Origin of the sequence: Collinsella sp. LCP19S3_A7 (assembly GCF_052121995.1) — a bacterium.
Taxonomy (GTDB): Bacteria; Actinomycetota; Coriobacteriia; order Coriobacteriales; family Coriobacteriaceae; genus Collinsella.
Genome location: NZ_JBQKDE010000014.1, coordinates 32,435 through 52,012, shown reverse-complemented (window position 1 = coordinate 52,012; position 19,578 = coordinate 32,435). Strand labels below are relative to the sequence as shown.

The following is a 19,578-nucleotide window of genomic DNA, read 5'->3' as shown; positions in this document are numbered from 1 at the left end:
GCGCGGCTGCGCCTATGGCACTTCAACATCATTGTCGCAGCCCCGACCCGCGGTCACGAGCGGGGGCTCCTATCTTTTTAGTGCCCTCGGATTGGGTCATAGTGTCTGTCGGTAGTCTTTTTGGGACGGGGCTTTTTTAGCTGCCCTACCTCAAATAAGGACTTAATCTTCGAAAGCGCTGGACTGGGTAGCTAAAAAAGCCCCGTCCCAAAAAGACTACCCGGTGAAGGGACAAGGGGACAGCCCCTTTGTCGCATTGGTGGATATGTCGTGCGTTCTGCGTATGGCAATATAAGATGGTTATTTGCGTTAAATGGAATTCGATTATTTTGAGGGTAGGGGATTTCTTTGGGTCGTGGTGCGGATATGACGCCGCCTTTGCGTTGGCGGTTAGGTGTTGCTGGTGGGGTGGCGCTCTTTGTGTTGCTTGTTGACCAGCTGACCAAGCTTGCGGTTCGTGCCGTGGGCGATGCCCTGCATATGACCGCTATCCCCGGCGTGATCGATTTTGTGTTTGTCCGCAATATCGGAGCTGCCTTTAGCATGGGCGAGGGCCATGGCATAGCGTTTGCCGTGCTGGCGCTTGCGGCCATTGTCGCCATTGCCGTGTACTTGCTCCGTGCTCCTCAGCTCGCTCGCCTAGAGGTCGTGGGTATGGCCATGGTTGCGGGCGGCGCCATCGGCAACGCGATCGATCGCCTGGCCATGGGCTTTGTGACTGATTTTATTGCCACTACCTTCATTGATTTCCCCGTCTTTAACGTGGCCGATATCGGCATTACCGCCGGTGTCGTTCTGGCGCTCATCGGATACATGTTCTTGAGTCCCGCCGCTCGCGAGGTCGATGCGACCGCCGAGCTCAACGCCCGTGACGAGGCCCGCGCCAAACGTAAAGCTAAGCAGCGTGGGGAGCGTGCCCGCAAGATTCGTGAAAGGAATGAGCGCTAATGGCCGACATCCATATTCTCGTTGCCGACGATTGCGCCGGTCAACGTCTCGACGCCTATCTGGGCGCCAACGATGGCTGTCCCACACGCTCTGCCTGCGCGCATCTGATCGAGGGAGGCGCCGTTGCCGTCAACGGCGAGACCTGCCTATCTAAAAAATATGCCGTACGCTCCGGTGACCGCATCTCGGTCGACCTGCCCGAGCCGCATGACCCGACCGACGTGATCCCCGAGGCCATCCCGCTCGACATTCGCTATGAGGATGACTATCTCATGGTGCTCTCCAAGCAGCGCGGCCTGGTGTGCCATCCTGCGCATGGTCATGAGAGCGGCACCCTTGCGAATGCCCTGGTCTATCACTGCGGCATCGACCATCTGGGTACCGTGCAGGGTGAGGACCGCCCCGGCATCGTGCATCGTCTGGATCGCGATACCTCGGGCCTTATGCTCGCGGCTAAAGACGACGACACCCAGCGCGCGCTCCAAAATCTCATTCGTACGCGCACGCTCGACCGTCGCTACATTACGCTCGTTCATGGGCACATCGCCATGGACGAGGGCACTATCAACACCGGTATTGCCCGATCGACGCGTGACCGCGTGAAGATGGCGGTTTCCGATGACCCCTTTGCGCGCCAGGCCATCACGACCTTTAAGGTCCTTGAGCGCTTTGATTCCACGCGCTTCGACGACGGCTACACGCTTGTCGAGTGTCACCTGTTTACCGGCCGCACGCATCAGATTCGCGTTCACATGCGCCATATCAACCACGCCTGCGTGGGCGATCCACTCTATGGTAAGTGCGATGCTCGTGCCGATCAGGGTTTGACCAGGCAGTTCCTGCATTCCTGGCGTGTGGCGTTCGATCATCCCGTGACGGGGGAGCACATCGAGTGCCGTGACGAGCTGCCATGGGATCTTGCGGCGGTTCTGGATGATCTGGCCCCGCGTTCGCTCGGTCGCACTGCCGCTGGCAACGAAATCGTCCCTCAGCTCGGTCTGCTCGAGGCCTAGCCAGTATTAGGTGGTTTCTTGAACTCCGTAAGCCTGCGGTAAGATATACGGTTGTTTACGTCACGCGTTCCTGGGAGCCTGCATGCTCGCCTTTTTACAAACCAACACACCTATCGTGATCTTCAACCAGATTGTCGTCACGCTGCTTACGGTCTGTTTTCTGTACCAGGTGGTCTTCTTTGTCATCGGCGCTCTTCGTGGTGAGGTCGCGCCTCCCAAGGCCAAGAAGCTCCATCGTTATGCCTTCTTTATCGCGGCGCATAACGAGGAGGCCGTGATCGCCAACCTCGTGCGCTCCATTAAGGACCAAGATTATCCGTCCGAGCTTATCGAGGTCTTCGTGGTCGCCGATGCCTGCACCGACAACACGGCGCAGCTCGCGCGCGAGGCGGGCGCCGTCGTCTATGAGCGCAATGACTTGGCCCGTAAAGGCAAGAGCTGGGTCATGGACTATGGCTTCGACCGCATCCTTAACGAGTATCCCGATACGTTTGAAGGCTACTTTATCTTCGATGCCGATAACGTTATCGCCCGCGATTACGTGTCCAAGATGAACGATGCTTTTGACCAGGGCTTCCATGTTGTTACGAGCTATCGCAATTCCAAGAACTTTGGCAGCTCGTGGATCTCGGCAGCTAATGCCACGTGGTACCTGCGCGAGGCGCGGTTTCTCAACAACGCGCGCAACATCTGTAAGACGTCTTGCGCCGTTTCGGGTTCGGGCTACCTCATCTCCGCCAGCGTTATCGAGGGTATGCACGGCTGGCAGTTCCACACGCTGACCGAGGATATTCAGTTCACCACGTTCTGTGCCATTCACGGCATTCGCATTGGCTATGCGCCGGCGGAGTTCTTTGACGAACAGCCCGTGACGTTTAAGGCATCCTGGAAACAGCGTATGCGTTGGACCAAGGGCTTCTACCAGGTGTTCTTTACGTACGGTAAGCACCTGGTCAAATCGACCTTCCGCTATCATCGCTTTGCCGCCTACGACATGTTTATGACGATCGCACCGGGCATGCTGCTCTCTCTGATCTCGATGCTCGCTAATGCGACGTTCCTCATCGTGGGCGGCCTTTCGCACGGTTTCTTGGCTACCGAAGTCGAGATGCAGGCGTGTGCCGCTTCGCTCATTATGACCTTCGCTATGATGTATCAGACTTTCTTTATCCTGGCGCTGCTCACGACTATCTTTGAATACAAGCATATTCACTGCGCGCAAAAGTGGCGTCTGGTAACCAACCTGTTTACCTTCCCGATCTTTATGTTCAGCTATATCCCCATTACGGTGGCAGCGCTGTTCTTGAAGGTCGACTGGGTGCCGACGCAGCACGCCGTAAGCGTTACCCTCGACGAGGTCATGCAGGGCGCCAAATAACCACCATCAAAACCACCACAAAGGGGATATAGAACCTTTGCGGTGGTTTTACGTTTGAGCGCTCAGTTGAGGGGTTTCGATGTTCTATATCCCGTTTTGGATTTGCATCTTTGCCGGCGCGGCGATTGATGCCCGCGAGCGGCGGTTTCCCAATGAGCTTGCCGGCGCGTGTGCGGTGGCGGCGTTTGCAGGCGTCTGGCTCGACAAGGGCGTTAACATGGCGCTTGACCACGCCGGTCTTGCGGTCATCGTCTACCTTGCCCTTGTGCTTACTGAGTCACTCTGGCGTCGCCTTCGCCATGCCCCCGGCGTTGGCATGGGGGATGCCAAGGCGCTCTTTGCCCTTTGCACCTTCGATCCCCTGGGCGGCGTCGTCGCGTTTGCGGTTGCGCTCCTGACCCTTGCCGCCGCCTGTCTCATCGTAAAATCGCGCTCGCTGCCTTTGCTGCCGTTTTTGGTGCCAATATTTGCCATAATCGAGTTCGTGGGTAGTACGCTATAACCGTTTGCGCGCCCTTTTTAAGGAGCATGCCATGGCAATCAATCAACAGACAGCCGCCATCAAGGCGCGCCTGGATCGCATTCCCGCGGCGTTGTCGCCCGAGCTGGTCGAGCGCATTGCCGCCGACCGCGCCTCGGGTGTCGTTAATCCCTATCGATGCGGTGACGACCAGGCCATCCGCCGTGTCGATCGGGCCGCAGACGAGGGCACGCTTATGCGTCCGGCCTTTATGCGCGATATCGAAAAGATTCTGCATCTGCCAGCATACACACGTTATGCAGGCAAAACGCAGGTCTTCAGTTTTCGCAGCAACGACGATCTGTCGCGCCGCGGCCTGCACGTGCAGCTTGTCTCGCGCATCGCTCGCGATATCGGGCGTGCTCTGGGCCTCAACTGCGATCTGATCGAGGCGATTGGCTTAGGCCACGACTTGGGCCACACGCCTTTTGGCCATGCCGGTGAGCGTTTCCTCAACGACATCTATCATGAGCGCACGGGGCGTTATTTTTTCCATAATGTGCAGTCGGTCCGCGTGCTCGACGCGCTGTACGGCCGCAACGTGTCGCTCCAGACGCTCGATGGCGTACTGTGCCACAACGGCGAGTACGAACAGCGTGTTTTTGAGCTTTCGGACATGGGTTCCTTTAACCAGTTCGACCAGACGGTTGAGGAATGCATTGCCACGGGTTATAGCGCAATTGAGCACCTGCGCCCCATGACGCTCGAGGGCTGCGTGGTTCGCATCTCGGATATCCTTGCCTACGTTGGGCGCGATCGCCAAGACGCCATTGCGGCGGGCCTGCTGTCACCCGACGCCTTTGACGATGACCTGGGCGGTGCATACAACAGCTGGATCCTTACGCATGCCTCTATCGATATCGTCGAGCACAGCTATGGCAAGCCGCGCATCGAGATGAGCGAGGACCTGTTTGAGGAGATCCGCCGGGCCAAGCGCGAGAACTACGAGAAGATCTATAGCAAGGGCGGCATAGAAGGCGACTCCGAAGCGGAGCTGCGCGAGGCCTTCGAAAAGCTCTATGACCGTTGCCTGCGGGATATAAACGAAGGCGACGAGTCCTCGTATATCTTTAAGCACCACATTTCTCGCATTGAGCAGCAGCTTTCCTACTACGATCGCACCTATGCATGGCAGGACGATAAGGACCAGACGGTCGTGGATTACATTGCGAGCATGACGGACGGTTATTTTTGCGAGCTCACGAGCAAGCTGTTCCCGGGATTGATGTTTCCGCACCGTACCTATATTAACGAACGGTAGTTCGTATATATTCGGTATACTGTTCATGGAAAACGTTTTTGATTGATGCACGGGATGACTATGGACGACCTTTTTTCTGCTTCGACGCGTGAGCGTTCCTTTCAGAATGCGCCGCTTGCGGTGCGCATGCGGCCCAATTCGCTCGACGAGTACGTGGGCCAGCAAAAGGCCGTCGGTAAGGGCTCGTGGTTGCGTGCCGCGATTGAGCATGACGTGCTGTCGAGTGTGATTCTGTATGGGCCGGCCGGTACGGGCAAGACGACACTGGCCCACATTATCGCCAACCATACCAAGAGCGAGTTTGTCGAGGTCAGCGCCGTGACGGGCACTGTGAAGGACCTGCGCCGCGTGATTGACGAGGCCAAGACGCGCCTGAATACGTACGACCGTCGCACCATTCTTTTCATCGACGAGATTCACCGCTTCTCCAAGTCGCAGCAGGATGCCCTGCTGCATGCGGTTGAGAACCGTACCGTCATTATGATTGGCGCTACGACGGAGAATCCGTACTTCGAGGTCAACTCGGCGTTGCTCTCGCGCGGTCGCGTGGTGGAACTTGAACATTTAAAGGACGAGGATATCGCCACGCTTATCGAGCGTGCGCTCGAGGCGCCGCAGGGTTTGAACGGCAAGTTCTCGGCCGATGAGGATACGGTTAAGACCATCTGCGCGCTGGCTGCGGGTGACGCTCGCTCGGCACTCACGACGCTCGAGCTTGCGAGCGAGATTGCCGTCACGCGTCCCGATACCGAGGGAACGCCAGCGCCGGCGGCGGGGGAGCGTTATCCCATTACCGTGGATGACGTAAAGATTGCCAATCCGCGCCGTGGTTTTTCGTATGACAAAAACGGCGACATGCACTACGACATCATCAGCGCGTTTATTAAGTCTATGCGCGGCAGCGACCCCGATGCCACGATCTATTGGCTCGCGCGCATGATCGATGCGGGGGAGGACCCTAAGTTTATCGCTCGCCGTATTATGATTCAGGCTTCTGAGGATGTTGGCAACGCCGACCCGCAGGCGCTATTGGTGGCGCATGCCGCGTTTAAGTCTGCCGAGGTCATCGGTTATCCCGAGTGCCGCATTAATCTGGCTCAGGCTGCACTCTATGTGTGCTTGGCGCCAAAATCCAACGCGTGTGAGGCCTCGATTGATGCGGCGTTGGCCGATATTCATTCAAGTGGGCTGCGCGAGGTGCCGAGCTATCTACGCGATCGTCATCGCCCGGGCAGCGACGAATACGGTGTGTATAAGTATCCGCATGATTATCCCGAAGGCTGGGTCGATCAACGCTATTTGCCCGAGGGGCTGGAGCGCGGTGCGTTTTGGCAGCCTGCCGGCCGCGGCTGGGAAGAGTGGCGTGTAGAGCAAAGCGAGCGCGACCGTAGCGGGAATGCACCGAAGTAGCCGCTGGTAATTTTGTCTCACGTTGCTGCTCTTGGCATGTTCGGTCCCCTTTGGGGTACCATGAACAGCGTCTGTATTTCGATTCCTTCGGGAGGCTTGTATGAGTCCCATCCAAATCGCCCTGCTGCTGCTCGCCGTTGCCGGCGTGTGGGCTGTCATCGAGCTCGCGCTCACGCTGCGAAAGACCCGCACTGTCGTTGATTCGCTCGACAAGACGGTGAGCGACCTTAACAACACCATTGCCGAGGCTCAGCCCGTGGTAGCAAAGCTCGATGGCGCCGTCGATGAGCTCACCCCCGCGCTGGCGCAGGTTGAGCCGCTCCTCAAGTCGAGTAAGACCGCCGTCGACGCCCTTACCTCCAATCTCGTAGAGGTCGAAGCCGTGGTTCGCGACATTTCCGAGGTTACGGGCAGCATGGCCGAGGCCAGCAATGCCGTGTCGAGCGTGACCGACTCTGCGGCCGGTGCCGTTCAGAAACTCTTTAACAAGGTGAAGGCTCCCGCGGTCGACGCCGAGCATAATCTTTCCGCTGCCGCCGAAGCCGAGCAGCCGACCGAGCGTGTCCTGATTGGCGAAGCCGGGGACGATGCCGCTGCTGGTGACGATGATGCACAGAAGCCTGCTGCTAAAGCAGCCCGGTATTACACCTACACGCCCGCCGAGACCTCCGAGGAGTCCTGCGATGAGTAGTGAAGCAACTTGCTCTATCACGCTGACGGTTGCCGGGGATCCGCGTCTGGCACGCCTGGTACGCATGACGGCGGCTAATGTCGGCGCTCTGTGTTCCATGTCCGTCGATCGCATCGAGGACATTCGTATGGCTGCCGAGGAGGCCTTCATCTTTGGCTGCACGGCCGTTGATTCTGACGTTATCTCGATCAAATTCGATGTCGACGAGTCTCACGTGGGCATGACCTTCACCTTTGGCGACCAGGCGACTGTCGATGAGGATGACCAGGCCGCCGTATATGCCGAGCTCATTCTGGCAAGCGTGTGCGATTCCTACGAAAAGACTGCGGCGCCTCTGACGCTTTCCCTCGATCTCAAGGCGGATATCTAATATGACCGAACGTTCCCGTAGCGGTAAGACCGCTTGGGACAAGGAGAAAACCCGCGAGCTGTTTCGTCGCTACAAAGAGACCGGTGATCCGGACGCCCGCGAGCAGCTCGTCATGTCCCATATGAACCTGGTAAGGTTTCTTGCCAACAAATTTAAGAATCGCGGCGAGCCGCTCGACGACCTCATGCAGGTCGGCTATCTGGGTTTGCTCAAGGCTATCGACCGCTTTGACCCCGAGCGCGGACTTGAGTTCACCACGTTTGCCACGCCCACCATCTTGGGTGAGATCAAGCGTCACTTCCGCGACAAGGGTTGGAGTGTGCGCGTTCCGCGTCGCCTACAGGAGCTCTCTGCCAAGGTTAACCAGGCCACCGACAAGCTCACTAACGAGCTGCAGCGCTCGCCTAAGGTTGAGGAAATCGCTGAGTACCTAGACGTGACCGTTGACGAGGTGCTGGAGGCCATGGAATCGTCCTCGGCCTATACCTCGGTGCCCATCGAGGCCCCCGGTGCGTCCGATTCTGACGACGCGCCTTCAATTCTCGACCGCTACGCCGACGACGACAACGAGCTCGACTTCACCGATGACCGCCTGGTGATTGAGGAGGCCATCCGCGATTTCTCGCCGCGCGAGCGCGAGGTTATCGAGCTGCGTTTCGTAAAGGGCATGACCCAGATCGAGATCGCCAAGAAGCTGGGCATCTCGCAGGTGCAGGTCTCGCGCCTGCTGCGCCGTACCCTTAAGAAGGTTCAGGACAAGATCGACCCCGACGGAGTGATGGTTCGTTCATGAGTGAACACCCCCAACAAACCGATCGCGCGCTGCGCGATACCCGTATTCTGACGCTTCGCATTTGGGCCGTCGTCGGCTGCATTGTCATCGCCGCCGTCATCTTTAACCTTATGGGTATCTTGGCGCCGGTTATCGAGTTTCTAGCTGTCGGTTCCATCATCGCTTTTGTGATGTCGCCGATCACTAACTGGCTCGAGCATCACGGCGTCAACCGTGGCATTGGTTCGCTTATCGCGCTGATCGTGGTCGTTGCTGTGCTCGTCGGTGTCGTTTGCATCTTGTCGCCGATTCTCTTTGGCCAGATCATGGAAGTCTTGAGCCGCCTGCCTGAGCAGCTTCGTGTTGCGGGCGGTGATCTCAACGAGATGGTCTCGCATGCCAAGACGCTCAACAACACGCCGCTCAAAGAGTATCTGGACGATAATCTTTCTTCGCTGGTTACCGTGGCGTCCAAGTATGTGTCTCAGATTGCCGCTGAGCTTGGTCGCGGTGTATTCCCGTTCATTACCAATACGGCCTCGCAGCTGTTCGTCATCTTCCTCGGTCTGGTGCTTGCCTATTGGTTGGCCTGCGACTATCCCCGTATGCACCACGAGGTCTGCACCATCATCGGGCAGGAAAAGGAGACCTCGTACCGCTTTATGGTTGCGATTCTTTCGCGCTCGGTCGGCGGTTATATGCGTGGCATGGTCGTGACGTCCATCTGCGGTGGCATCCTCGCCTTTATCGGCTTTACGCTCATTGGCCATCCCTACGCGGCGCTCATGGCCATCTTTACGGGCATTATGCACTTGGTCCCGGTTGTCGGTCCCTGGGTGAGCGCGGCGATCGCCACGGTGCTCGGCTTTATGTTCAGCCCGATGCTGGCTTTGTGGACCTTGGTCGTGACCATGGTGGCGCAAAATGTCACCGACAACGTCATTTCGCCTAAGGTCATGCAAAGCTCGGTCCAGGTGCATCCCATCATGAGCCTGACGGCACTCGTTATCGGTTCGGCGCTTATGGGCGCCATCGGCATGGTCATCGCCATCCCGCTGTGCGCGGCCCTCAAGGGCATTTTCGTCTACTACTTTGAGAACGAGACCGGCCGCCAGCTCGTGGCATACGACGGCGCCGTGTTTAAGGGCACGCCCTATCGCGATACTGAGGGTAACCCGGTCGCCGCTTATGACGCGCTTGGAGACGATACGTTCATCTATGAGTCCGAGCTCATCGGTAACGAGACTGCGCCCGAGGCCCAGGCCATGCCCAGGCCCGAGCTCGATAACCCCTGGATCAAGCTCTCGGGCCTTCAGCCCGATGCTACGGGCTTTTTCAAGAATCCCTTCGCCAAGGACGACGATTCCAACTCGGATGACGACACCAATACCGGCATCGACGGCTCCATGGACGATGATGAGCAGTAAGTCATTTCAAGTTCAAGTTCATAGGCAATAACGTGCAAATTCGCTGGAGGGTCGCTGTTTGGCGGCCCTCTTTTTTGCACTTGCGCGGTGGGATGGTAATATCGTTACGTTTGAACTGTTTCGATGTGAAACCGAGGAGATTCCCTCTATGAGTGCTGACTACCCGTCAATGACTACGGCTGAGATTCGCTCTAAGTTCCTCAACTTCTTTGAGGAGCGCGGTCTTAAGCTCTATCCTTCTTCGTCCCTCGTCCCCGACGATCCTTCGCTGCTGCTTGCCAACGCCGGCATGAACCAGTTTAAGGAGTATTACCAGGGCAAGAAGACCATGAAGGAGATCGGCGCTATCTCTTGCCAGAAGTGCGTCCGCACCAACGACATCGACTGCATCGGCGAGGATGGCCGTCACCTGTCCTTCTTTGAGATGCTCGGCGACTTCTCCTTTGGCGGCGTCTCCAAGCAGCAGGCCTGCGCTTGGGCCTTTGAGCTCATCACCAAGGAGTTCAAGCTGCCGCTCGACCGCCTGTACTTCACCGTCTTTACCGAGGACGACGAGACCCATGACGTGTGGCGCTCTCTGGGCGTTGCCGAGGATCACATCTCCCGCCTGGGCGAGGACGACAACTTCTGGGCCGCCGGCCCCACCGGCCCCTGCGGTCCGTGCTCCGAGATCTACTTTGATATGGGCGAGGAGGTCGGCTGCGGCAGCCCCGACTGCAAGCCCGGCTGCGACTGCGACCGCTTCCTGGAGTTCTGGAACCTCGTCTTTACCCAGTACGACCGCCAGGAGGACGGCTCCATGCCGGAGCTGCCGCACCGCAACCTCGATACGGGCATGGGCCTGGAGCGCATGGCCGCTATCATGCAGCACAAGACCGCCAACTACGACGGCGATCTGATGCAGCATCTTATCAAGCTGGGCGAGGAGATCAGCGGCAAGACCTATGACGCCGACGATTACTCCGGTGCCAGCCGCTCGCTGCGTATCATCGCCGATCACTCCCGTGCCGTCGACTTCATGATCTCTGACGGCATCCTCCCCGGTAACGAGGGCCGCGAGTACGTCCTTCGCCGCCTGCTCCGCCGCGCCGTGTTCCACGGTCGCCTGCTGGGTATCGAGGGCGCCTTCCTGACCAAGTTCATCGACGAGGTCAACGCTCAGATGGGTGAGGCTTACCCCGAGCTGCTCAAGAACGTCGCGCTCGTCAAGGGTATCGTCGCCTCCGAGGAGGAGCGCTTCTCCACGACGCTCGACAACGGCCGCGTTTACCTGGACGAGGCCCTGGCAGCGCTCGCCGAGGGCGCTGTCCTTCCGGGCGATGTTGCCTTTAAGCTGCACGACACCTTTGGTTTCCCCATCGACCTGACCGTCGAGATCGCCGGCACCGCTGGCCACGACGTCGACATGGACGGCTTTACCGCCTGCATGGAGGACCAGAAGGCCCGCGCCCGCGCCAATGCCAAGGGCGACGCCTGGGGCAGCTTCAACGACGTGTGGGTCGAGCTTTCCGACAAGGTCGCTGCGACTGAGTTCGACGGCTATGACAACGATGTGATCGAGGGTGCCAAGGTTGTCGCCATCGTGCGCAACGGCGAGTCCGTCGAGTCCGCTGCCGCCGGCGAGGACGTCGAGGTCGTGCTCGACCGCACCCCGTTCTATGCCGAGATGGGCGGCCAGCAGGGCGACGCCGGTAAGCTATCCGCCGAGGGCGTTACGCTGACGGTTGCCGACACCAAGAACCACAACGGCCTGTATGCCCACGTCGCCCACGTTGCCGAGGGCACGCTGACCGTCGGCGCTACCGTGACCGCCGCGCTCGACGCCGAGCGCCGTGGCTTCCTGCGCCGCAACCACACCGCCACGCACCTGCTCGACGCCGCCCTTAAGCAGGTCCTGGGCGAGCATGTCTCCCAGGCCGGCTCGCTGGTGACGCCCGAGCACCTGCGCTTTGACTTCACGCACTTTGAGGCCCTGTCCTCCGAGCAGCTCAAGGCTGTCGAGGACCTGGTCAACCAGCAGATCTTCGCTTCCAAGCCGGTCGTTACCCGCGTTATGGGCATCGATGAGGCCAAGGCCGCCGGCGCTGTCGCCCTCTTTGGCGAGAAGTACGGCGACGTTGTCCGCGTTGTCTCCGTGGGCGCCGAGGACCAGCCGTTCTCCCGTGAGCTTTGCGGTGGCACGCATGCCGCCAACACTGCCGAGATCGGCCTGTTCAAGATCATTTCCGAGTCCTCCACGGGCTCCAACGTCCGCCGTATCGAGGCCGTGACCTCTAAGGGCGCCCTCGATTACATGGCCGACCGCCTGGCACTCGTCGACGCCGCTGCCGCTGCGCTCAAGTGCCGCGTTGACGAGGTTCCCGCCCGCGTTGAGAGCCTGCAGGCCGAGCTGCGCGAGACGTCCAATAAGCTCAAGAAGGCCCTGACCGGTGGCTCCTCCGACGCTATCTCCAATGCTATCGAGGGCGCCGTCGAGCTCGATGGCTACAAGCTCGTCGTCGCTGAGCTTCAGGGCCTTGAGGCTGCCGACCTGCGCAACGTCTGGGATACTGTGCACCAGAAGGTCGCTGGCCCTGTCGCCTGCGTCGTCGCCAGCGTGACCGAGAAGGGCACCCCGGCGCTGCTCGCCGCCGGCTCCGATGACGCCGTCAAGGCCGGTTTCCACGCCGGCAACGTGATCAAGCAGATCGCGGGCCTGGTCGATGGTCGCGGTGGCGGCCGTCCCAACATGGCCCAGGCCGGTGGCAAGAACGCCGCCGGTATCGCCGATGCCCTCGCGGCCGCTAAGACCGCGCTCGGCGCCTAAGAACCGAAGTAGTCGCTGTGGTCGCGCTCGCGCTGGACATAGGGGAGACCAGGATTGGCATTGCCGTCTCGAGCCGTGATGGCAAGATGGCAATGCCCGTCAAGGTGCTCCCGGCCGCCGAGGTCACCGGTATGGCCAAGACGTTCCGTTACCTGGTCGAGGACTATGAGCCCGACATCCTGGTAAGCGGACGTCCCTTGACCATGGCCGGCGAGCCTGGCCCCCAAGCCGAGCGCGTTGCCGCCGTGGCACAAAAGATTGCCGACGAGCTCGATCTTCCGCTCGAGTTTGAGGACGAGCGTCTGTCCTCGCAAGAGGCAAAGCGTATCTTGCGCGAGCAGGGCCTCAACGAAAAGCAGATGAGGGGCAAGATTGACATGATTGCCGCCAGCCTGTTTTTGCAGACGTGGCTCGATCGTAAAAACGAGGAGGTTTCGCATGCCTAGCGCTTCCGATCCGCGCCAGCCGAATCGTACACGTCAGCCCGAGTCGCGCCCTGCCCAGCCTGGCCAGCGTCCGGCACAGCCGACGCAGCGCGCAGCTCAGCCTGGCGCGCGCCCGGTGCAGTCCTTCGCTCGTTCGGCCCAACCTGCTCAACGGACGGGTCAGCAGCCTTCTGCTCGTTCGGTTCAGCATCCGGCTTCTCGCGCGGCTCAGCAGCCCACTGCTCGTACGGCCCAGCCTGCAGGCGGTACCCGCTTTAAGCAGCAGGCACCTGTCCGGCGAACGCAGGCTACCCAATCGCATTCGCATCATGCTCGCGGTTTGCATGGCGTTGCTCCGGCGACCCGCTCGAGCTACGACACGCGTGCTCGTCGCGGTGCTCAAAAGAAGAGTTCTCCGGTTCCCATGATCATCGGCGTTGTGGTGGCGGTGCTCGCGCTTGCTGCGATCGCTTTCTTTGTCGTGCCGGCCGTCAAGGGCTTCTTTGCCGGTGAGGATACGAAGGTTACGGCTGGTCAGCAGGTTACGGTGACCATTCCCGACGGTGCTTCGGGCGACACCATCGCCTCGATCCTCTCCGAGAACCATATCGTCGAAAATCCCAAGGATTACTATGCGGCGGTCAAAAAGCTCAATGCCGATATGTCGCTCAAGCCTGGTACCTATTCGTTCACCACATTCATGGATGCGACCAAGGTTGTTCAGCAGCTCATGGAAGGCCCCAATGCGGGCTCCAATGCGCTTACTATTCCCGAGGGTCTAACGGTCGATCAAGTCGCCGACCGTGTGGCCCAGGCCTACGACAGCATCTCTAAGGAAGACTTCCTCAACCAGGCCAAGGCCTCCAACTACGTGGACGACTATAGCTTCCTTAAGGGCGCCGCCAACGATTCGCTCGAGGGTTTTCTGTTCCCCAAGACCTATTCGCTGGGCAAGGACCCGAGCGCCGATGACGTTATCCGTGCCATGCTCGATCAGTTCAACACCGAGTACAAGTCTCTCGATTTTGCCGGTTGCGAGGCCAAGATCAAAGAGCGTTACGGCGTGGAGATGTCCGATTACGACATCATCAATCTCGCTTCCATCGTTGAGCGCGAGGGTCTCAACGCCGAGCAGCGCGCACATGTCGCCTCGGTCTTCTACAACCGCCTTGCCGGCAAGCTCGACGGTCTGCGTTATCTCAACAGCGATGCGACCATGATGTATGTCACCGGTGGCGAGGTTTCCGCCGACGACCTGCAGAGCGATAGTCCGTACAACACCTATAAGCACGAGGGTCTGCCACCCACGCCCATCTGCTCCCCGTCGCTCGAGGCACTCAAGGCCACGCTTGAGCCGACCGACTCCGATGACCTGTATTTCTACATTACGCAGGACGAGGAGTACTTCTCGCAAACCTACGAAGAGCACCAACAGTCTTGGAATTAAACATGAGGATTTTCAGCCCCAAACGATATGTTGCATCCGTCGACCGCATCGACCTTGATACCCTGTGGGCCGACGGCAAACGCGCCATTCTGCTCGATCGCGATAACACCCTCGTGCCGCGCGACACCGAGCAGGTTCCCGCCGCGGTTTCCGCTTGGCTCGACGCCGCCCGCGCCAAAGGCTTTAAGCTGTGCATGGTGTCTAACAACTGGCATCGCGACCAGGTCATGAGCTCGGCACGCGAGCTGGGACTCGAGGCCATTAGCCACGCCATGAAGCCGGCTCCGTTTGCCCTCAAGGCGGGTCTTAAGCGCCTCGGCGCCACGGCCGACGAGGCGGTGCTGATCGGTGATCAGCTCTACACGGACGTGTGGAGCGGCAATTTCGCCGGCATCGATACCATCCTGGTAAAGCCGCAGGCCACTCAGGACCTGTGGTATACGCAGATCTTCCGTATCTTTGAGCGCCGGGCCCTGCGCGACCTTCCCTGCGAGGAATAGGTCTCGCTATGTCCCAGCACACCAAACACGGCTGCGACCATATCTTCTTTATCGGCTTTTTGGGCGCGGGCAAATCGACGCTTGCGCGCAACGTGGGCACTATGTTCAAACGTCGCTTTATCGATACCGACCGCCTTGTCGTGCGTCGTTGCGGTAAATCGGTGACCGAGATTTTTGAGACCGAGGGCGAGGAGCGTTTTCGCGAGCTCGAGACCTCGGCGCTCCGTTCGCTCCAAAGCGAGCGCAGCCTGCTGGTTTCCTGCGGCGGAGGTATCGTCGAGACTCCGGTGAATATTGAGCTTATGCACCAGATGGGTATCTGTGTGTATCTCGAAGGTGACTTTGAGGATTCGATTCGCCAGATTCGTCGGTCCGACACGCGTCCCGATTTCCGTTCGCCCGAGCATGCCGCGCGCCTGTTTGAGCATCGCCGTCCGCTATATCGCCAGGCCGCCGATATTACCCTTGATATTCGCAACAAGTCCTTCGAGGACGTTTCCTACCTTTGTGCCGAGATGCTTTTGGAGCGTGGGCTGCTATGATTCGCCGTCAACTGATCAATTTCCAAAACCGCAGTGTCGATGTTCGCGTCGGATTGGGCGCGTTCGAGGAGCTGTCGCGCATGTTTGCCTCGGCTGTGGGCAAGCCTAAGCGCGCGTTGGTGGTTTGGAACGACGCCACGTCAGAGCGTTTTGGCGAGGTCGTCGAGCATGCGCTGGTTGATGCCGGTTTTGTCGTGTCGCAGCTCCCACTCGAGGTTTCGTCTGCTGGTGCCACGCTGGCCGATGCCGATGCCATCTTTGGCGCCCTATCTGCCAACGGCATTACCTGCGACGATCTTGTTGTCGCCGTTGGTGATGCCGCAACCTGCTCGGTTGTTTGCTGGTGCGCCAACCAGTGGTGCGGTCGTACCGAGTGCGCCTTGCTGCCGACAACGTTCGACGCCATGCTCACGGTCGCGACAACCATGAAGCCGCTCGTCGCCTCGTCGTCGAATGCGCTTCCCGCTATCGCGTTCCGTCCCGAATCGGGCTTGGTCGTGTGTGACCTCGACCTTGTTCGCGAGGCGGACCCCGAGGATCTCAAGCTCGGCTATGTGGTGCTTGTTGGCACCATGCTTTCGAGCAGCAAGTCCCGCTGGAATCAGTTTACCGAGACTGTTCCCGAGATTCTTTCCGGCGAGGAGGTCGCGCTCGTCAATGCTGTGCAATGGTCCCAGACCGCGCGCAAAGATGTGCTCATGGCCACGAACCCCAGTGCTCGCCATGCACTCGATTTTGGTAAGACAGGGGAGCGCACCCTTCGCGCCTGCCTGGGCGAGGCCGCGGCTAACGTTCCCGCATACCAGCTCCTTTCCGAGGGTATGCGCTTTGAGGCGCGCCTAGCACATGATGCCTGCGACTTCGATATCGATAATGTGTTTGAGGTCGACGATTGCTTGGAGGACTTTGGCATCGAAGAGCTTGCCTTCGACTTGGAGCCCACCGCGTTTATCGAGGAGTTCCGCAAGCAGCAGTTTGCCCGCTCAAACCGCAGCATGCTGCCGCTGCCCGCGGCGCTCGGCGCCATTCGCCTGACAAATGTCGAGGACGAGATTCTCGAACGCCATGCGCAGGCGTATTTGGCTTCTCGCAAGGAACTTTTTTAACTTTATTGACATCCATCGTCTTTCGTATCATTTTGAGGGACGGGTTTTCAATCGGTTGCGAATCGCTTGTGGTTCGGCTATTCGTTTGAAGCCCGTCCTGCTCTTTTTGAGGACAATAAGAAAGGAATCTGAATGTCTGAGTTTGCTGCCGGTCCTGCCGGTCGTATCGAGCGTGTCCGTGCCCTGATGGTCGAGCGCGGCTACGATGCTATCGTCGTGCGCGATGAGGCCAACCTCCGTTGGCTTACGGGTGTGAAGGGCGTCTTCGATTACACCTTCGAGTTTCCGCACGCCGCATTTATTACGGCCGATCAATGCCTGTTCCATACCGACTCGCGCTATCTCAACAGCTTTGAGGAGAACACGCCCGCCGGCAGCCCCTGGGTCTACGACATGGACGAGGGCACCATCCCCGGTTGGGTTGCCGGCAAGATCGCGGCCAACAAGTGTCGCGTCTGCGCCGTCGAGGATGACATGCAGATTAACTTTTACCAGGGTATTCAGCGTGGTCTTGAGGATCGCTCCGTCGCCTGCATGCTGCCGCTGATGCATGACGACATTCGTAAGATGCGCGCCATCAAGGATGCCGAGGAGATCGAGCTCATGCGACACGCGCAGTCGATCACCGATGCCGCCTTCCAGCACATGCTCGGCTTTATTAAGCCCGGTATGACCGAGAAACAGGTCCGCAACGAGCTCGAGAACTTTATGTTCGCCAACGGTGCCGACAGCTTGGCCTTTGGCTCCATCGTCGCGAGCGGTCCCAATACCGCCAACCCGCATGCCGTCCCGAGCGACCGTGTCATCGAGAAGGGCGATTTCGTCCTCATGGATTATGGCGCGGGCTACTGCGACTATCGCTCCGATATGACGCGTACCGTCGTGATGGGCGAGCCCACGCAGGAACAGCTCGACCTGTACGAGCTCGTGCGCCGCACCCACGAGGAGTGCGTCGCCGCTATCCATCCGGGCGTCGAGGGTAACGATATCTTCAGGCTTTCCAAGAAGATCATCGGCGATGCCGGTTATGGTGATTACTACAACCATGGCCTGGGCCATGGTGTCGGTATCGACATCCACGAGCTGCCCAACTTCAACCGCAGCAAGAACATCATCGAGGTCGGCTCGGTTGTCACCATGGAGCCCGGCGTCTACCTGCCCGGCGTGGGCGGCGTGCGCTTGGAGGATTACGGTGTTGTCACCGAGAACGGCTATGAGCCCTTCACCAAGACCCCGCACGACTTGCACGTCATCGACTGCTAAGCCATTCAGTTCGATTTTGGAAGCGGGGCGTCCGAAATGATTCGGGCGCCCCGCGTTCTCTTTTTATGCGCTCGCCGCAGGCGCCGCCTGCAAGTGTATAATTTCGCTCGTATGTAATTTGGACGCTTGTGCGTTCTACCCATAACAAGAAAGGTCGCTATGCCTACCATTTCTACCGCCGACTTCAAGAACGGCCTCGGTCTCCGCATTAAGGACAAGGTCTACACCATCGTCGAGTTCCAGCACGTCAAGCCGGGCAAGGGCGGTGCTTTTGTGCGCTACAAGACCCGCGATATCAAGAGCGGTCGTGTCGTCGAGAACACCTGCAACGCCGGTACCAAGTTCGAGAGCGTCATGCTCACCACCCGTGAGTTCCAGTACCTCTACAACGACGGCGCCGACTACATCTTCATGGACAACGAGTCCTACGAGCAGGTTCCCGTTCCCGAGGACATGGTGGGCGAGAACTCCAAGTGGCTGCGCGAGAACGACACCTGCCAGCTGCTCTTCGCCGACGACGAGCTCATGGGCGTGACCCCGCCGATGTTCATCGAGACCACCATCGTCCAGACCGACCCGGGCTTTAAGGGCGACACCGTTCAGGGTTCCACCAAGCCGGCCACCATCGACACCGGTGCTGTCATCCAGGTCCCGATGTACCTCAACGAGGGCGAGGTCATCAAGGTTGACACCCGCGACGGCAAGTTCGTCTCCCGCGTCTAGCAACCAACTCTTCTAGGAGGACTCATGCCCCAGGAAATCAAGATTGACGGCATCGGTATTTCGCCCGATGTTCTGACCGCCATCGTCTCGCGCGCCGTCACGGATGTCGAGGGCATCGCCTCCGTGGGCGTCAAGGACCTTGCCACCAACCTTGTCTCCATGATGTTTTCGTCCAAGTCCCCGGCTTCCGATCCGGCGGTAGAGGCCGAGGTCATCGGCGACAAGCTCGCACTCACCGTGCGCGTCGTGGTGTTCTTTGGCTATCCGTTCAAGAAACTCGCCGAGGCCGTTCGCTCCGCCGTGGTCGCAGCTATCGATGCCCAGGTAGGCGTCGAGGTCGAGCGCGTTGACGTTTGCATCGACGGCCTCGTTTTCCCCAAGGAGTAACCTTTGAGCCTTAAGGTTTATCGCGGGCGTACGCTTGCCCGCAGTCAGGCGCTGCAGCTGCTGTTCCAGGCCGAGGCCACGGACAGCCCGCTCGAGCGCGTCCTCGAGGGCGATTTCCTGATCTCGAAGGGTCCCCTCGACCCCTACGCTCTGGAGCTGTGTCGCGGTGCCTACGAGTATATCGACCGCATCGACTGCGCCCTGCGCTCCATCGCCAAGAACTGGGATCTTATGCGCATGCCCGGCGCCGATCGCAATCTGCTGCGTATCGCCGTCTATGAGATGCGCTTCCTCACCGACGAGGAGGTCTCGGACGCCATCGTGATCAACGAGGCTGTAGAGCTTGCCAAGGCCTATGGCACCGACCAGTCCGCGTCGTTTGTCAACGGCGTGCTGGGCAAGATCGCGCGTAGCGAGGAGCTGCCGGGCGAGGACCTGTATCAGGAGCTGCTGGCCGAGGACCGCGCCCGCGAGGAGGCCCAGGCCGCCGAGGCTGCCGCCAAGGTTGCCGCCGCTCAGGCTGCGGCCGACGTTCTCGACGAGGATGCCGAGGTCGCCGAGGCCGAGAACGGTACCGTCGAGGAGTAGC

General features: G+C 59.4%; 20 protein-coding genes. All 20 read left to right on the top strand.

Annotated elements, in window-relative coordinates; translation table 11 throughout:
• Positions 1 to 366 precede the first annotated feature (366 nt).
• Positions 367 to 948, top strand: coding sequence for a signal peptidase II (lspA, locus tag ACTQV3_RS07275; protein ID WP_441549819.1), 582 nt, complete (start codon positions 367 to 369; stop codon positions 946 to 948).
• On the top strand, positions 948 to 1,961 hold the full coding sequence (locus ACTQV3_RS07270) for an RluA family pseudouridine synthase (protein WP_441016312.1): 1,014 nt from the start codon (positions 948 to 950) through the stop codon (positions 1,959 to 1,961). The genes lspA and ACTQV3_RS07270 overlap by 1 nt, the downstream gene beginning before the upstream one ends.
• 82 nt (positions 1,962 to 2,043) lie before the next feature.
• Positions 2,044 to 3,339 (top strand): glycosyltransferase family 2 protein, encoded by a 1,296-nt coding sequence (locus ACTQV3_RS07265; RefSeq protein WP_154515488.1) that lies wholly within the window; start codon positions 2,044 to 2,046, stop codon positions 3,337 to 3,339.
• Between the two features lie 79 nt (positions 3,340 to 3,418).
• Complete coding sequence (locus ACTQV3_RS07260) at positions 3,419 to 3,841, top strand: prepilin peptidase (RefSeq protein ID WP_441535921.1); 423 nt, start codon at positions 3,419 to 3,421, stop codon at positions 3,839 to 3,841.
• A gap of 31 nt (positions 3,842 to 3,872) precedes the next feature.
• Positions 3,873 to 5,120 carry a deoxyguanosinetriphosphate triphosphohydrolase family protein gene (locus ACTQV3_RS07255; RefSeq protein WP_441535922.1) on the top strand — a complete coding sequence of 416 codons (1,248 nt, stop codon included), beginning with the start codon at positions 3,873 to 3,875 and terminating at the stop codon, positions 5,118 to 5,120.
• A 60-nt stretch (positions 5,121 to 5,180) separates the two neighbouring features.
• Complete coding sequence (locus ACTQV3_RS07250; RefSeq protein ID WP_441535923.1) at positions 5,181 to 6,530, top strand: replication-associated recombination protein A; 1,350 nt, start codon at positions 5,181 to 5,183, stop codon at positions 6,528 to 6,530.
• Positions 6,531 to 6,630: 100 nt separating this feature from the next.
• Positions 6,631 to 7,221 carry a hypothetical protein gene (locus ACTQV3_RS07245; RefSeq protein ID WP_441016303.1) on the top strand — a complete coding sequence of 197 codons (591 nt, stop codon included), beginning with the start codon at positions 6,631 to 6,633 and terminating at the stop codon, positions 7,219 to 7,221.
• Complete coding sequence (locus tag ACTQV3_RS07240; protein WP_154515503.1) at positions 7,214 to 7,591, top strand: ATP-binding protein; 378 nt, start codon at positions 7,214 to 7,216, stop codon at positions 7,589 to 7,591. The genes ACTQV3_RS07245 and ACTQV3_RS07240 overlap by 8 nt, the downstream gene beginning before the upstream one ends.
• A gap of 1 nt (position 7,592) precedes the next feature.
• Positions 7,593 to 8,384, top strand: coding sequence for an RNA polymerase sigma factor SigF (locus ACTQV3_RS07235; protein ID WP_427717298.1), 792 nt, complete (start codon positions 7,593 to 7,595; stop codon positions 8,382 to 8,384).
• Complete coding sequence (locus ACTQV3_RS07230) at positions 8,381 to 9,790, top strand: AI-2E family transporter (protein ID WP_427747351.1); 1,410 nt, start codon at positions 8,381 to 8,383, stop codon at positions 9,788 to 9,790. The genes ACTQV3_RS07235 and ACTQV3_RS07230 overlap by 4 nt, the downstream gene beginning before the upstream one ends.
• Before the next feature lie 148 nt (positions 9,791 to 9,938).
• Positions 9,939 to 12,596, top strand: a complete 2,658-nt coding sequence (gene alaS, locus ACTQV3_RS07225; RefSeq protein ID WP_441535924.1) for an alanine--tRNA ligase — start codon at positions 9,939 to 9,941, stop codon at positions 12,594 to 12,596.
• Positions 12,597 to 12,613: 17 nt separating this feature from the next.
• Complete coding sequence (ruvX, locus tag ACTQV3_RS07220; protein WP_035138185.1) at positions 12,614 to 13,042, top strand: Holliday junction resolvase RuvX; 429 nt, start codon at positions 12,614 to 12,616, stop codon at positions 13,040 to 13,042.
• Entirely contained in the window at positions 13,035 to 14,468 is a 1,434-nt protein-coding gene (mltG, locus tag ACTQV3_RS07215; RefSeq protein ID WP_441535925.1) for an endolytic transglycosylase MltG, read from the top strand. Before ruvX ends, mltG begins: the two co-directional genes overlap by 8 nt.
• 2 nt (positions 14,469 to 14,470) lie before the next feature.
• Positions 14,471 to 14,968 carry a YqeG family HAD IIIA-type phosphatase gene (locus tag ACTQV3_RS07210; protein WP_441535926.1) on the top strand — a complete coding sequence of 166 codons (498 nt, stop codon included), beginning with the start codon at positions 14,471 to 14,473 and terminating at the stop codon, positions 14,966 to 14,968.
• Between the two features lie 8 nt (positions 14,969 to 14,976).
• A complete protein-coding gene (locus ACTQV3_RS07205) occupies positions 14,977 to 15,510 on the top strand; it encodes a shikimate kinase (protein WP_154515515.1) in 534 nt (177 codons plus the stop codon).
• Positions 15,507 to 16,616, top strand: coding sequence for a hypothetical protein (locus ACTQV3_RS07200; protein ID WP_441535927.1), 1,110 nt, complete (start codon positions 15,507 to 15,509; stop codon positions 16,614 to 16,616). The genes ACTQV3_RS07205 and ACTQV3_RS07200 overlap by 4 nt, the downstream gene beginning before the upstream one ends.
• Positions 16,617 to 16,748: 132 nt before the next feature.
• Complete coding sequence (locus tag ACTQV3_RS07195) at positions 16,749 to 17,879, top strand: M24 family metallopeptidase (protein WP_441535928.1); 1,131 nt, start codon at positions 16,749 to 16,751, stop codon at positions 17,877 to 17,879.
• Positions 17,880 to 18,038: 159 nt separating this feature from the next.
• Complete coding sequence (gene efp, locus ACTQV3_RS07190; RefSeq protein WP_154515524.1) at positions 18,039 to 18,602, top strand: elongation factor P; 564 nt, start codon at positions 18,039 to 18,041, stop codon at positions 18,600 to 18,602.
• A 24-nt stretch (positions 18,603 to 18,626) separates the two neighbouring features.
• Positions 18,627 to 18,989, top strand: coding sequence for an Asp23/Gls24 family envelope stress response protein (locus ACTQV3_RS07185; RefSeq protein ID WP_427717319.1), 363 nt, complete (start codon positions 18,627 to 18,629; stop codon positions 18,987 to 18,989).
• A gap of 3 nt (positions 18,990 to 18,992) precedes the next feature.
• Positions 18,993 to 19,577: a transcription antitermination factor NusB gene (gene nusB / locus ACTQV3_RS07180; RefSeq protein WP_441535929.1), complete on the top strand. Its 585-nt coding sequence runs from the start codon at positions 18,993 to 18,995 to the stop codon at positions 19,575 to 19,577.
• The last annotated feature ends 1 nt before the right edge of the window (position 19,578 follow it).